The sequence below is a fragment of the Bacillus sp. N5-665 genome (genome assembly GCF_022637375.2).
Lineage (GTDB): Bacteria > Bacillota > Bacilli > Bacillales > Bacillaceae_G > Bacillus_A > Bacillus_A wiedmannii.
Genome location: NZ_CP093325.1, coordinates 2,479,499 through 2,493,033, shown reverse-complemented (window position 1 = coordinate 2,493,033; position 13,535 = coordinate 2,479,499). Strand labels below are relative to the sequence as shown.

Annotated in this window: 17 protein-coding genes and 3 pseudogenes; 1 reads left to right on the top strand and 19 read right to left on the bottom strand. The window is 34.6% G+C overall.

Translation table 11 applies throughout. From position 1 onward, the window contains the following. Positions 1 to 193: 193 nt before the first annotated feature. From MNO09_RS15395 to MNO09_RS15320, 16 genes and pseudogenes are all read right to left on the bottom strand, one after another. A complete protein-coding gene (locus MNO09_RS15395) occupies positions 194 to 721 on the bottom strand; it encodes a hypothetical protein (RefSeq protein ID WP_001278749.1) in 528 nt (175 codons plus the stop codon). 12 nt (positions 722 to 733) lie between these two features. After that, positions 734 to 871, bottom strand: a complete 138-nt coding sequence (locus MNO09_RS15390) for a hypothetical protein (protein ID WP_000679167.1) — start codon at positions 869 to 871, stop codon at positions 734 to 736. A 216-nt stretch (positions 872 to 1,087) separates the two neighbouring features. Then, positions 1,088 to 1,330 (bottom strand): annotated as a pseudogene (locus MNO09_RS15385) (hypothetical protein); the annotation flags it as partial. Between the two features lie 94 nt (positions 1,331 to 1,424). Continuing rightward, a complete protein-coding gene (locus MNO09_RS15380; protein ID WP_347280218.1) occupies positions 1,425 to 1,643 on the bottom strand; it encodes a hypothetical protein in 219 nt (72 codons plus the stop codon). A 252-nt stretch (positions 1,644 to 1,895) separates the two neighbouring features. Then, positions 1,896 to 2,240, bottom strand: a complete 345-nt coding sequence (locus MNO09_RS15375) for a hypothetical protein (RefSeq protein ID WP_000691896.1) — start codon at positions 2,238 to 2,240, stop codon at positions 1,896 to 1,898. A gap of 112 nt (positions 2,241 to 2,352) precedes the next feature. Next, a pseudogene (locus MNO09_RS15370) lies at positions 2,353 to 2,505 on the bottom strand (IS110 family RNA-guided transposase); the annotation flags it as partial. Positions 2,506 to 2,662: 157 nt separating this feature from the next. Next, positions 2,663 to 3,373, bottom strand: a complete 711-nt coding sequence (locus MNO09_RS15365; protein WP_001103513.1) for a recombinase family protein — start codon at positions 3,371 to 3,373, stop codon at positions 2,663 to 2,665. A 475-nt stretch (positions 3,374 to 3,848) separates the two neighbouring features. Further along, on the bottom strand, positions 3,849 to 4,100 hold the full coding sequence (locus MNO09_RS15360) for a hypothetical protein (RefSeq protein WP_000268085.1): 252 nt from the start codon (positions 4,098 to 4,100) through the stop codon (positions 3,849 to 3,851). Positions 4,101 to 4,528: 428 nt separating this feature from the next. Further along, a pseudogene (locus MNO09_RS15355) lies at positions 4,529 to 4,818 on the bottom strand (cytoplasmic protein); the annotation flags it as partial. A 226-nt stretch (positions 4,819 to 5,044) separates the two neighbouring features. Continuing rightward, positions 5,045 to 5,578: an SMI1/KNR4 family protein gene (locus MNO09_RS15350; RefSeq protein WP_000359353.1), complete on the bottom strand. Its 534-nt coding sequence runs from the start codon at positions 5,576 to 5,578 to the stop codon at positions 5,045 to 5,047. Positions 5,579 to 5,590: 12 nt separating this feature from the next. Then, the gene (locus MNO09_RS15345) at positions 5,591 to 7,162 is read right to left on the bottom strand and encodes a DNA/RNA non-specific endonuclease (RefSeq protein WP_000056100.1); all 1,572 of its coding nucleotides are present in this window, start codon (positions 7,160 to 7,162) and stop codon (positions 5,591 to 5,593) included. Continuing rightward, complete coding sequence (locus tag MNO09_RS15340) at positions 7,159 to 7,521, bottom strand: DUF3958 family protein (protein ID WP_000076599.1); 363 nt, start codon at positions 7,519 to 7,521, stop codon at positions 7,159 to 7,161. Before MNO09_RS15340 ends, MNO09_RS15345 begins: the two co-directional genes overlap by 4 nt. A gap of 40 nt (positions 7,522 to 7,561) precedes the next feature. Continuing rightward, positions 7,562 to 7,837: a TIGR04197 family type VII secretion effector gene (locus MNO09_RS15335; protein WP_000503627.1), complete on the bottom strand. Its 276-nt coding sequence runs from the start codon at positions 7,835 to 7,837 to the stop codon at positions 7,562 to 7,564. Between the two features lie 212 nt (positions 7,838 to 8,049). Then, the gene (locus MNO09_RS15330; RefSeq protein ID WP_000583829.1) at positions 8,050 to 8,343 is read right to left on the bottom strand and encodes a putative quinol monooxygenase; all 294 of its coding nucleotides are present in this window, start codon (positions 8,341 to 8,343) and stop codon (positions 8,050 to 8,052) included. Between the two features lie 38 nt (positions 8,344 to 8,381). After that, the gene (locus MNO09_RS15325) at positions 8,382 to 9,020 is read right to left on the bottom strand and encodes a nitroreductase family protein (RefSeq protein ID WP_000185402.1); all 639 of its coding nucleotides are present in this window, start codon (positions 9,018 to 9,020) and stop codon (positions 8,382 to 8,384) included. An 18-nt stretch (positions 9,021 to 9,038) separates the two neighbouring features. After that, entirely contained in the window at positions 9,039 to 9,467 is a 429-nt protein-coding gene (locus MNO09_RS15320) for a MarR family winged helix-turn-helix transcriptional regulator (RefSeq protein WP_000204172.1), read from the bottom strand. A 264-nt stretch (positions 9,468 to 9,731) separates the two neighbouring features. Between MNO09_RS15320 and MNO09_RS15315 the strand changes: the two genes are divergently transcribed. Continuing rightward, complete coding sequence (locus MNO09_RS15315; RefSeq protein WP_000207825.1) at positions 9,732 to 11,675, top strand: elongation factor G; 1,944 nt, start codon at positions 9,732 to 9,734, stop codon at positions 11,673 to 11,675. Between the two features lie 48 nt (positions 11,676 to 11,723). Here MNO09_RS15315 and MNO09_RS15310 read toward each other — a convergent pair whose 3' ends face one another. The 3 genes from MNO09_RS15310 to MNO09_RS15300 all read right to left on the bottom strand — a co-directional run bounded on the left by MNO09_RS15310 (position 11,724) and on the right by MNO09_RS15300 (position 13,511). Continuing rightward, positions 11,724 to 12,389, bottom strand: a complete 666-nt coding sequence (locus tag MNO09_RS15310; protein WP_097860244.1) for an alpha/beta hydrolase — start codon at positions 12,387 to 12,389, stop codon at positions 11,724 to 11,726. Beyond that, positions 12,390 to 12,857, bottom strand: a complete 468-nt coding sequence (locus MNO09_RS15305) for an NUDIX hydrolase (protein ID WP_000366259.1) — start codon at positions 12,855 to 12,857, stop codon at positions 12,390 to 12,392. Positions 12,858 to 13,217: 360 nt separating this feature from the next. Then, complete coding sequence (locus MNO09_RS15300) at positions 13,218 to 13,511, bottom strand: YfzA family protein (RefSeq protein WP_000202083.1); 294 nt, start codon at positions 13,509 to 13,511, stop codon at positions 13,218 to 13,220. Between the last annotated feature and the right edge of the window lie 24 nt (positions 13,512 to 13,535).

The following is a 13,535-nucleotide window of genomic DNA, read 5'->3' as shown; positions in this document are numbered from 1 at the left end:
CCCTCTTAAACTCCCACAAGCACACCCCACAGGGAAAATTCACCCCATAGGGTAAGTTATAACCGTTTACTAACGAGGGCCTCTCTTTTCAATGAGGCTACATTTTCGAACTGTAATCACTTCTTAATAACTACTAATCTACCTCTATTATTTGTATCCCTTTAAGTTCTGCACAATTATTAATGCCTCTTTTTTAATACTCATCTTCAAATAGACAATTATATATAGTAACACCTGTTTCCTTTAACTCTAACGAAACATCCTCCACTTCAATACTTAACGTTTCTTTATCAAGATTCTTTATTCCGTTACTATCTAATAATTTTAAAATACTACTTCCTATTTTCTTAGATTCATCATTGTATGGCGAGGACTCTTCAACTAGCTCGATTGTACCATTAGTATATCTATATCTTAAATATTTAACCACTGCATATGGCGCGATTGCCGAAATCATTAGCATTACACAATTAATTTCTGATTGCTTCCGAACGTACTCACTGAATTCTACACTACCAAAACGAAATTTCACATCTAGTGGTTGAAGAATGTAAGAAAAACATGTTGAATAACTAAAATCAGTAATATTATCAACGTTTATATTTGATATTTTATTAATTTCTCCATCCCAAAAATGTTTATCAACAAATTTCCCCAAAACATATTGGAAATCACCTTGTTTATATAATTTATTAACAACTTTTAGTATCTCATCACTCATAATTATTCTCCTTTATTGTACAGGGTACCCATGTATATTTCCTTTACCATCCATATGAACCTTTACCCTCGTTTCTCCATTTGGACCTATTGGCTTTCCAAAATCATGCACTCTAACACTTCCGTCTGGCTTTACTGGTGTTCCTTTCACCCATGCTTCTTGTGTCTCTACTACTCCATTTTTCCCTGCTCCCCACTACGATTTGGTTGAGACATTATTCCCATGACCAGGAACATGTTTACCCTGTTTTCCTGCATCAACTTTTGGAGCACCTGAAACGCCAGCATCAACATGCCCTTGACTTGCTAGTTTATCATTTTTTCCAATGTTCCCTGCTACACTGGCTCCCTGACCATCAACACCTGTACCCTTACCCCCACCAGAAGACTGGATTTTTTGAATAGTATCCTTAGTATTTTGAATCGATTTATCCCATACAAATCCACCATGTGCAAAAAGACTAGCCCCAGCAGCTGTTGCTGCTATATCTAATGGAATAACAATTGGTGATGCTAACCCACCAGTTCCTACTTCTGCCACAATAGTTAAGAAATTCGATCCGCCTATGAGCGAAATAGCTTCAAACATTTCTACAATGGAACCGGCTATTTAATAATATTGTCCTGCTTTTTCTAATGTTTTTTGACATTGAAAAGCATACTATATAACTGCAATTGAAGCCTATGTGCATATACTGTTAGCTTTAATTCATAAAAATAATTTCTATAAATTTATAGCATACCTTTCGATTAAAAAAGCACTTTATTGCCTCAAATAGACAACAAAGTGCTTTAAGTTCATATGTTTTTAAGTAGCATAAATTTGTAAGTTTTGTAGTAACAGTATGACACCTTTTGTATATCATGACAACTACTACGTTAAAACTTACGAGTTTGTACGAGTTCGCTAGTTTTTTGTCCATTCCATGTGTTTATATTCATCACCCAGTAAAATGTCATCTCGCCTAAGCTCGTACTTCGTTTTCTATTCTATTATTGCACATAATACTCTATGATGGTATTCCCTTCATGAAGTACGTATTTTCAAATACCTTATTATTTTTAAGTTAAATGCAAATATACTTCAGTATTCGTTTCTGTATATGTGCTTATGCACATTTAATTTTAGCATCACAAGCTTAGTCGTTCTCATATATAAAGACAAACAGTTAGTTTTATTTTCCTCTCTCTTCAATGTCCTGTATTATTACCCAATCAATACCATCTTCCAACTCATTTTCAAGTTCTTCTAACAACTTAAACCCTTCTTGTTCAATACCAGCATCATATCCATAAACTTCAAAATATCTTTTCTTATATTTTGTATACCAATAATATTTACTGTACAATATGGTATTTTTATCTTCTTTTTCCACTAAATCTATTACATTATTAGTAAAGAACTCATAATAACTTAAAAATCTCTTTAATTTTTCATCACTAATATCCTTTCTAACGACTAAGTTATCTTTTTCTAGTTCAATCATTTTCTTCAATTCTAATTCACTTATTATTTTCATAGTGCTACCCCTTTCTATTCTGGATAATACTTCACTTCTATATCAATATCCATTTTCTTAAATAACCTTTTTAGTTGTTCTACAGCTTTTTCTTCAGATACTAACCATTTTTATCAATATCTAGTAAAAATGTTGAGAAAGCGGACGGTTTATTTTCAACCTTTATTTCATCAAGCTTCTCCTGCCAACAATTAATAATCACTGCCACATGCTGATGTTTATGTAAGTCTACACCCACATAAATGTGTTTCTGTTTTTCATGCATGGTTCATCCTCCTATTCAGCTGTCAATTATTGAATGAAAATGCCGGCAACCTTAGTTCGAGCGTTCACCATCCGATGCGCATTGGTACGAAAGCCTATCCATTTTCACCTTTACATAGGGATATATAAGAAAATGTGTCCCTTTTTTAAGTAACCTTTTAAATTATTGCTTCATGTTTTCCATTTGCCTGTATTTGTCCGTATGTATATATCCCTTGATAAAAACTTTCTCGGTCTAAAATGCGTTTCACTTGCACTTTCGTAAATGCTTTCCCTTGGGTTGTTTGATAGCCTTCTTTATTCAATGCTTCTGCATGATTGTTATGTATCTTTAGTTCCTTTTCACCTTTTTGTTTCATATAGCCAAATGTTACCCTTCCCCCTGCATATCCACCTTCTTTTGCCTTTTTATTTCTTCCTTTCGTTAGCTTCAGCGCTATTTCAAGCCGTTGGTATTGGTCTAATAACTCCATTAAGCCATTGACCAAAAAATCGTTTGGGTCTTTTTTGTGAATGCTGTAAAATGGCTGTTCAATGCTTTTAATGTCACAGCTATATTTCTTCAGCTCTCGTTGTATCAGTACCTTCACAATATCTGACCGCCATAATCGGCTTGTGTTCAGCACCACCACATAATCAATTTGAACAGACGAAAGGTGAGCCAACATCTCCTGTAAGCCCACCCTGTCTATTTCGAATGCTTCTTCATTTAGTTTTGCGCCACTAATTCCTTCATCTCTAAAAATATGTATCAAGTTTAAGCCTTGTTCCTTACAATATGCTTTAATTTCCTCTTCTTGATATTTCAAGCTATATCCATCTCTTGCCTGCCCTTGAGTTGAGACTCGTATATACCCAACAACGTTCAACTTTTCACCCTCCCGTTACATAAATTGTCATTTTCGTAACGCTTTTTAACGAATAGCGAGTATTATACGACCTTCTCTTGTAAAAATACAACCCAAAACTTTAAGCCAAGGTAGCACAAGCAAACACTTTCACGTTATCCATTGTTTATCGCCACGAGCTTTGTCAATCTCGTTAGTTTTTTACCCACTCCATATAATAAACTACCCCTGCCTTGTAAAATGTCATCTCGCCTATTTATCGTACTTATCACTCTATCCGAGTATTAAAACCAAACTCCATGATGGTACTACCATCATGAGCTCTCGATTCTCAAGCAAAACATTTTCTTATTGTCTCACTCAATTATCAACTGTTTTAATATAAATTAAAGTAAAAAACCTTGAGAGGCATTTAGCCAATCAAGGTCCTTATATTGTGCTATATCTCTTAAATACCTATATCTAATAAAAAATTTATAAAATCATGAGCAGGCAATTAAGATTCAATAGTTGTTCGATCAACAAAATTTTGATTTTCTTTAATAATCATTCTTGAAAGTCGTCTTCCTGCTCTCTTAAAGAAGAATTCATCAGCGAACTCTTGTGAATCAATTTGCGATAGTTGGTTGATAACTCCATTTATTTTATCATATTCAATTCGTCCCATTAAATCTTCATTCGGTCCATATTGATAAACCACCCTCTCTTCATCCTCAAATTCCTTCAACATTAAAACAAAAACTGCCATGAATCTTCACTCCTCATAGTTTTTCTCCCAATTCCATGGTCTTCCAGATTCTATAGTTTTGTCATGAGCTGTTCTATAATTAGTCTGGAATATACCCTCAAATTTTGACTCGAAAATTTCGTGATGTAATAATTGTATATCAGAATCTACTTGTTTCCCATCTATCAATCTTTGCCATGCTTGAGCTAGTTCGTAGTCCGGATCAAATCTCCCAACTCCATGATCCTTTATATGAGAGTTATTAAAAACATGATCTTTAATCCTTTGTATTCTAGCAACAGAAAAGCCTGTATTTTTAGCAATTGCATTCACATCTTCTGTTCCTAGATTTCTAAATTTTTCATACATTTCTTCTGCAATAGCTTCTTCCTTAAAGAACTGCTCTGGGGATATATTTCTTCCACCAGTTTCAGCATATTGTATAGAATTACCCGTACCCTTAGCACCATCTTTTGACTTCGCAAACTTATAATAAGCTTCTATCAATTCACCTTGAGGTATTTTGGTTACAATAGTTCCACCAACACTAGAGAATGCATAGGACGCATCCCTCTTAAATGATTGTAACATTTCAAGCATTGGCTTCAATTCTTTTGCTAGTGTTACTGCATTAGCAATTGTACTTACTCCACTTGATGCTTTTGCTCCTTTTACGATATGGCCTATTTTTATTTAGTGCCTTATCGCCTAATATTGTGGTAGCTATTTGCCTTGATCCAAGGAGAGATATAATATTTGTTATTCAAATCCATAAAAAGAAATCAACACTTATGAATTGTGATTTCTTTTAACAGATAACTATTTTCCTGTAAGGTTTGTCGCTATATTTGAATATCAATTTACTATCATAATTTTTTGATTCACACGTGAAATTTCTCAAAGAATAAAACCTTTTAGTTTACTAAAAAACCTTGAAAGGCACATAGCCAATCAAGGTTAAATAACTACTCAACATTTACTGAAACAAATGTAGTTTCATCACTTGGAAAATCATCAGGAAATGCATTGCATATTAATTCTTTCGTTATTATTTGATATAAAAATTCTACCATCGTAAGTGAGTAAGTATAATTCTCTGGTGATCTCGATTCATATACCACAATTTTCCACTCGTCAGGTTTTCCATCTGTTAACCAGTACAATTCGTCACCATTATCAGTGTATGCCCATGGAAGTATCCCCCCACTTGAAGGGTAAACATTATGTTTATAATATTGTGGAAAACTTTTCTTAGATTGTATATATGAATTCATCATTTCCTTCTGCCTACCAAGATAATTTACATTTTCATCGTTTACAAAAGGAGTTAATATCCACAAGAAATTGTCAATACCACCTGTACCATAAGTTTCAATAAATTTTACATAGTCTGTAGGCAGACCCGTACCAAGAATACCGAAAAATTCCCCCCATTGTTCTTTATCCCCAGTTTTTTGTGGAAATTTTGGAGGAGGGAGTATTTTAATTAATTTATCCAAATAAATCGACTCCTATTTTTTATTTATTATTGTAACATCTAAAGAAAAATCATTTGTTCCCCTTGCTTTTAACGTAACACCTTTAGGCATTAAATTATTGCCCCCATAGATCGGAATTGATTGATATCTTACAACTTCACCTTTTTCAACAGCTGCTCGGACAGAACTCTCAAAATCTCTCATAACAGGTGAGTTTACAGGTGTCTGATAAAGCGTGACTAAATTTCGAGCATCTTTTCCAGATCCACCTAACTGGTTACCTAATAAATGCCCTCGGGCATGACCTGGACTCCCTGGTCCACCACCTAAGAAACCAGGAGGTTTAATTGATTGGCTAGCTTTACTACCAGTACCAATCATGTCCTGTGTAATTGTAGCTGTTACTCCAGTTGGTCGACCCAGGTTATCCAATTCACCAAAAATAACATTTTTAGGCGAATTTTGAGTTATTTTAGATATTCCTAGATCACCCGTACCCTTAGCAACCCCCGCACTCCCAGACGTTGCTTTCTTCACATCTCCAACCTTTTTTAAATCATGAAGTTTATCAACTATTTTTACACCTTTCCCATATGGAGTCATCATCCCAACTGCTAGGAGTTTTTCACCATAGGTAGCTTCTGGGTCAAAGAGTGTGAAAAGATCACCAAATAGAAAATCGAACCCAAACTTCGCCACACCGATTAAAAAAGGATCGAGTACTGGTCTTTTACCACCGACTGGCTGGCCAAAAATGTTATGCTCCATTTCATAATCATCGGTTTCAACTTGGAAATCCTCACCTATATTCCCTTTTATTGTACCATTTTTAATTCCTTCAAGGTATTTTTGTGTCGCTTCTATCTCTTCTTTTGTAAATCTATTGTTGATAGATTTACTTTCGCTACTTATTCCTTCAATGTCGTTATACACATTGTGCTCTAAGTCTACACTTTTTCCAATACCATTGTCAGATTTCCGTATTTTCTCTTCTATAATTATTTGAATTTGCTTTGCCCATTCCATATTTAACTTTTCACTATGAAACGTCCCACTCACAGGACTAAATCCTTTCCCGCTTTGTACTTCAGCGAGTCCGGCTGTGATGCTAGCGGCTAATTGGAGGGCGGTGCTGTAGTTGTTGCTGGATGAATGATTGAATTCATATAGACGCTCTAGCTTTTCTTCTAGTTTTTTTCTCATTGCAATTAAGACTGCAATAATTGCGTCTACTCCAGGCATTGGTGTAAGTACTTCTATTGCTTCTATACTTGCAATGGATTGATTGATTTCTTGTATTTGTTGTCTTATTTCATGTTCGATAACATCTGTTGAAGCAACTTTTGCTTGAAAATCGTTTGGAAATGCTTCGTTTTGGCGTATTAATTCTTCACATAAGCATATGATTCCTTGTGCTAATGGCCGAAATGTTTGGACAAGGTAGGCTTTTGCACTACTGTATGTTTGTCCTTGTAATACTGTGTCTATCGCAAAGGCATCAATAGATTGAATAGCTTGTTCCATACTTTGAATCGTAGCATTACATATAGCGTTCATACTTTGAGTTTGACTTTGTACTTCTCCCAAATACATGTTTAAACTCATGTATTGGCCTCCCTTTGTAGTTGCTGCTGTTCATAGGAAAGGTCGTTTTCTTTCTCACTGAGATGCCGTTTTTCTTTAAGCAACGTCTCTTTTTCGTTTTCTAATTCGAATGTAAGTTTTCTTTCATACTGTCCGATCTCTTGCCGCATATTCGTAAAAAGGTGAAATGCTTCTTTGTCACCATACCAAGTTTCTAGTATTCTGTTAAATAAACGATTATTTCTATTTTTCCATTCATGAAAACTAGCCTCAGCTCGTTCTTGATTTTGCAGCGCCATTCGGTTTTCATTTTGTTCTTCAAATATAATTCGTAATTTTTGATTACATTGACTGATTCTCGTTTCAATTTCTTGACTCATCTTTTCCCCCTACCTTTTCCCCTTTACGTAGGCTGTTACATTATTGAAAAGTCTTTTGAAGTCCGGTATCCATTTTCTCAAATTCATTTGCTACGGAATGGATATTATCAATTGTTTGTTGAAAAGCCGCACAAAATTGTTTCGTAATCTGTATATTTTGTTGATTTGCTTCTTGTGCTTTAAAGTTCACAGACAGTGTCGTACGCGTTGCCTTATTTATAGAGCGACTAGTGGCGCTTTGCATTCTATCTGAAGCATTTCTCATTTTCGTTGCAAGTTGCGTTGCCCTATGCAAATTACTCTGAAATTCTCCCATCACTTACTCCTCTCTACCATTTATTTACAAAGAAATTATACCACGGAAAAATATTCTAATAAACCGAATGTTCGAATTTAACACATAATTAATCACCGTTACTAAAGGTAAGAACAACACTTACCTTTCAACATAACTGTGTCGGAAGTAGGTTCTACTTATACAAAAAAGATGACCTCAGCTATACGCTAAAGTCATCTTTTTCTACCTTATTATTTCACTAACTCTCCATTATAAGCTTTTATATTAAGTGGAGCAGTTAAAAACTGTGCTGCTTTACTAACGAAAGATGTAAAGTGTTCACTCGTATTATGACTCGCAACTGCCTCTTCATCTTTCCATACTTCTACCATCGTATATACATTTTCATTTTCTGTATCTTTATATAAGTCATAAGATACATTTCCACTTTCTTCTCTTGAACTATGAATCAGCGGACGAATTTCTTCTAAAAATGATTGTTGTTTTGCTGGATCTACTTGAAATATTGCGTGAATAATAATCATGGTGTTTCCCCTCTCATATTCCACTTATTTCTTTGAAATTACTTCCACTCAGCAACTTTTTCAATTGGAAGACGAACTGATTGGTAACCACTGTCAGCAGCTTTTCCGATTGAGATTAACATAACTGGTACGTGACGTTCTTTATCTAATCCGAATGCTTCTGCGATTTGGTCTTTTTCAAATCCGCCAATTGGACAAGTATCATAGCCGTGAGCACGAGCTGCTAGCATAAATTGCATTGCTACAAGACCACCGTCAATTAGTACTGTATCTTTCATGACTTCTGGTGTAACCATTGAGAAGTAAGCTGAAAGTTTTTTCATTTGATCTTCTTTTACTTCTGCTGGCATTAAACCGCGCTCTACAGCTGTACCGTAAATTTCTTCTGCGTTATCAAAGTTGTTTAAATCACCAAATACAGCAATCATTGCTGAAGATGTTTCTACTTGAGATTGATTGAATTTCGCTAGTGGCGCAAGTGTTGCTTTCGCTTCGTCACTTTCAATCACTAAAAATCTCCATGGTTGCATGTTTACAGATGATGGTGCTAGTGTTGCTTCTGTAAGAATTTCTGTCATTTCTTCTTTGCTAATTTTCACTGACGTGTCGTACTTACGAATAGAACGGCGTCCTGTTAAAATTTCGTTAAAATCATTTGTTTTTACTGAGTTAGTCATAGTTGTATTCTCCCTTTTTTATAATTCTTTTATGTTTTCTTGAATGTGATTTAACATATTTAAAAGATTATCGCGTTCTTCCTCACTTAATCCTTTAAATGCAGAAGCTGCAAAACGTTCTTTTTCCTCTTGAAACGCTTGAATTTTATTTCTTCCCTCTTCAGTAAGAGAAACTAACGTAATTCTGTTATCATCTGGATTTTTACGTCTTACAATCATTTCATTGGCCTCAAGCTGCTTTAAATGCCTTGTTATCGCAGCATTATCAATATTCACTTCTTGCTGAAGTGCTTTTTGACTAATTTCACCTACTTCATATAACTGAAGTATAAGCTCTAATCGAGACTGGCTCATACCCGTACACCCTTCAAACTTCGAACTTACTTCTTTATTTAGAAAGTGTAATTTATATAAAATAATCGCTTCTTTTGAGCATGAACTTGTCAAATTACCCCTCCTTTACATCCAATTCAAAAACGTTTGATGTATCAATAGTTGATATGTCAATTAATATAATCTATATCGATTTAGAATGCAAGCATTTTGTTTTCATTTTATTTTTTCCAAATTAAGGCGCTTTGTCGCGTTACAAATAATGTTAATTGCACTATAATAGTACTAATTTAAATGACTGGAGAGTGATTGTAATGCGGCAATACACAAATAGAAATGAGGAATTAAAAATGGAAAATGAAATGAGGATATTCACAAATGACAACAATAAATATAGGGATTGTCGCGCACGTAGACGCTGGCAAGACGAGTTTGACTGAGCGTATTCTTTATGAAACGAATGTAATTAAAGAAATTGGCAGAGTTGATAGTGGAAGTACGCAAACTGACTCAATGGAATTAGAGAGACAACGCGGAATTACGATTAAAGCATCTGTTGTATCTTTCTTTATTGATGATGTAAAAGTAAATGTCATTGATACACCTGGACACGCTGATTTTATCGCTGAAGTAGAGCGATCATTCCGCGTTTTAGACGGTGCAATTTTAGTTATTTCTGCCGTTGAAGGTGTGCAAGCACAAACAAAAATTTTAATGCGGACATTGCAGAAACTAAACATACCAACAATATTATTCGTAAATAAAATTGATCGTAATGGCGCAAATACTGAAAAAGTTATGAAACAAATAAAAGAGATTCTTTCAAATGAAGCATTCCCTTTCTACTCTGCCCAAAACGAAGGAACGAAAGAAGCCCGGATTATTCCATACAAATCATATGACGATTGTATGGAACTGTTAGCACCATATAATGAATCGTTACTTGCGTCATATGTAAATGATGAAATCGTACCGGACGTATTATTAAGAGAAGAACTCGAAAAACAAATACAGCAAGCAAATGTGTACCCAATCTTTTTCGGTTCAGCCATGACAGGTATAGGTGTAACTGAACTGCTCGAAAATACTTCAACCTTATTTCCAGCTAATAAGTCGGCAGAAAACGAAACATTATCCGGTGTTGTGTTTAAAATTGAACGTGAACCTTCTGGAGAAAAGATTGCTTATGTAAGAGTTTTTTCTGGTCGTTTACACGTAAGAAAATATGTTGATATACAGCGCGGGGACGTTCTGGGGCATAAAGAAAAGATTAAGAAAACATGCCTATTTCATAACGGGAATGTTGTTCAATCTTCTATCGTTCCTAGCGGAGAATTTTGCAAAGTGTGGGGACTGAATGATATTAAAATTGGTGATATTATCGGTGAACGGACGAATTATATAAAAGACATTCACTTTGCCGAACCACAAATGGAAGCTGCTATTGAAGCATTACCAAAAGAGCAAATTCATGATTTATACGCTGCTCTTATGGAACTATGTGAAGAAGATCCGCTCATTAAAGTGTGGAAAGATGATATTCATAATAAATTATATATTCGCCTTTTCGGTGAAGTACAAAAAGAAGTAATTGAAACAACACTTTTTGAGAAATATAATTTGCAGGTTACTTTCTCAAATACGCGAGTTGTATGTATTGAGAAACCAATTGGTGTAGGGAATAGCGTTGAAGTAATGGGCGAAAAAGCGAATCCATTTTACGCAACAATTGGCTTTAAAATCGAACGTGGTGAACTTAATTCTGGCATAACATATAAATTAGGTGTTGAGCTCGGCTCACTACCTTTAGCATTTCATAAAGCGATTGAAGATACAGTATTTCAAACGTTAAAACAAGGTTTGTACGGATGGGAAGTTACGGACATTATCGTCACGTTAACACATACTGGTTATGCAAGCCCTGTTACAACAGCGAGTGACTTTAGAAATTTAACACCACTCGTTTTAATGGATGCTTTAAAGCAAGCTGAAACATGTGTATATGAACCAGTAAACGCATTTGAATTAACTGTACCAGAACGTGCAATTAGTACCGCAATGTATAAGCTTGCTGCTATTCCAGCAACTTTTAGCGAGCCTATATTCAATAATGACTCCTACCATTTAACAGGTTCATTACCTGTTGCGAAAACAGATAATTTTAAGCGAATGCTTCATTCATTCACTGAAGGAGAAGGCATTTTTACAACGAAGTCATCTGGTTACAAAGAACTGAAGGCCCCCTTCCCTACTCGAAAGCGTGTTGATTATAATCCACTGAATCGTAAGGATTATTTGCTTCATGTACTTAGGGCTTATTAAGTAAAAAAAGAGGTGCAAATTGCACCTCTTTTTGCATGTATTGATAGGTTAGTTTGTCCTAACAACTTCTTTAAGTTTTTCTATTATTGTTGCTATCGCTTCAATTGAATTCTCTGTTTCATATTCCCCAACATTTACAGAATGATTTGCATTTTTGACAACTTCAATCTGTAAATTCGTTTTATGTAACCGATCGATTTGATCTGCATTATATTGGTGATCTTTATCTCCAATTACTAATAGCCCTTCGTGACGACTATGTAAAATCGAATCAAAAATGGAACTAAACGTTAGTAAAGGTGTAAGTAGTATCATTTTTGACTGTAAAAACTCTTCTCTCTTCATTAAATCATTTGCAATCGGAATTGTTCCGAGTGATTTCCCTAAAAACATAATATAGTTGTATTGCTCATCTTTTAATACTTCATTTATTACAGGATTAATATCATCCATCATTACTTTCGTTACTTCTTCCATTGGTTTATTCATTAATTGTCCATCATAAGAATAATGAATATGTACAACATCTATTTTATGTTCAAGCATTAACATTGTCGCGTAATAAAATAACGGCTTATCATAATTGTATCCTGAACCTGAAAACATAAAGCAAACCGTATTAGAACCTTTTTCGATATGTGTGTAACGAATTACTTTGTCATTTATATGTACCTCTTTTTTAGTCCCCTTCACCCTTTTCTCCTCCGCATACATTTACTTTTGTAAAACGATATGCTCTGTATGAACTAATACATCCTTTACTTTCTCTTTTATAAACGCTGGCTGCAAGTTATATGTATCTAACTCTTCTACAGGTACCCACTTAAAGAAATATGTTCTACCTTCTTCTTCCAAAATATATTCCTCTGCCCCATTTGCAGGTAATTGTTTCAGCTCTACTTTATAGTAAAAACTAATTTCATGAAACTTTCGTTCAGAAAGTGTAAAGAAATTTTCTACCGACCATATTAATCTCTTTACCTCAATAGGAACCGCTAACTCTTCAGCAAGTTCTCGTTTTAACGCATCTTCACTATTTTCTAACATTTTCACTCTTCCGCCTGGTACGTACCAAAAATCTTCACCGTCACCTTGCAGAATGAGTATTTTATTATCATATTTACAAATTGCTCCGACGCGGTAGTTAAAACATGTTTCTTCAACTTTAAATGTTAGATCCACACCGATTGCCCCCTATACTTTATTTAAAAATCGCTATAAAACTATTATGTATGTGCTGTACAAATAAGATTACTAAATTTCTCTAGTTCGTTCAATAATTTTCGAACTTTCCAAAAACGATACACATCATTTGTCATCACAAGTATAAATACATATGTCACAATTACTGCGCACACTTTGGAAGCATTATGGGGGACGAATGCATCTCTATCAATATACAAAACTGAAAAATCAAATAATTTTCAAGGAATCATTGTAAAAGATAAAGTGAAACATCAATAAGTGGAGTTTTTATCTTTTTCCTGTTGTTTTTAAATATAGTTAAGACATTATTAAAAAGACGCAAGGTCAACTTATGTGCTAATTAATTCTTTTTCTAGAAAAAGCGTCTTTTATTGCACTTGTTAATACATTTAGGAATAATAAAATAGCCATAACTGCCGTTAGTACATTAAATTGCTTTGTTTTATAAGGAGCGAACCATTCCGTAAAGAACTCTGAATTAACGAGACGATCCCCAACTCCTCCTTCCTTGAAGTTCGGTATCCACGAATTCATATCAAGGATGATAAAAATTAGTTGCATAACGAAAAATGCTCCAATAGTTTTCAGCCAATTTCGTATTCGACTAGGACGCTCTTTTTTTGATGTCATTTAAACCACCCTCCTTTTAGAACT

Excerpts from the sequence above, each read along its gene's own strand:
- MNO09_RS15395 (WP_001278749.1), bottom strand. The coding sequence starts at position 721 with ATGAGTGATGAGATACTAAAAGTTGTTAATAAATTATATAAACAAGGT.
- MNO09_RS15380 (WP_347280218.1), bottom strand. The coding sequence starts at position 1,643 with ATGGACAAAAAACTAGCGAACTCGTACAAACTCGTAAGTTTTAACGTA.
- MNO09_RS15375 (WP_000691896.1), bottom strand. The coding sequence starts at position 2,240 with ATGAAAATAATAAGTGAATTAGAATTGAAGAAAATGATTGAACTAGAA.
- MNO09_RS15360 (WP_000268085.1), bottom strand. The coding sequence starts at position 4,100 with ATGGCAGTTTTTGTTTTAATGTTGAAGGAATTTGAGGATGAAGAGAGG.
- MNO09_RS15345 (WP_000056100.1), bottom strand. The coding sequence starts at position 7,162 with ATGAGTTTAAACATGTATTTGGGAGAAGTACAAAGTCAAACTCAAAGT.
- MNO09_RS15340 (WP_000076599.1), bottom strand. The coding sequence starts at position 7,521 with ATGAGTCAAGAAATTGAAACGAGAATCAGTCAATGTAATCAAAAATTA.
- MNO09_RS15335 (WP_000503627.1), bottom strand. The coding sequence starts at position 7,837 with ATGGGAGAATTTCAGAGTAATTTGCATAGGGCAACGCAACTTGCAACG.
- MNO09_RS15330 (WP_000583829.1), bottom strand. The coding sequence starts at position 8,343 with ATGATTATTATTCACGCAATATTTCAAGTAGATCCAGCAAAACAACAA.
- MNO09_RS15325 (WP_000185402.1), bottom strand. The coding sequence starts at position 9,020 with ATGACTAACTCAGTAAAAACAAATGATTTTAACGAAATTTTAACAGGA.
- MNO09_RS15315 (WP_000207825.1), top strand. The coding sequence starts at position 9,732 with ATGACAACAATAAATATAGGGATTGTCGCGCACGTAGACGCTGGCAAG.
- MNO09_RS15310 (WP_097860244.1), bottom strand. The coding sequence starts at position 12,389 with ATGTATGCGGAGGAGAAAAGGGTGAAGGGGACTAAAAAAGAGGTACAT.
- MNO09_RS15300 (WP_000202083.1), bottom strand. The coding sequence starts at position 13,511 with ATGACATCAAAAAAAGAGCGTCCTAGTCGAATACGAAATTGGCTGAAA.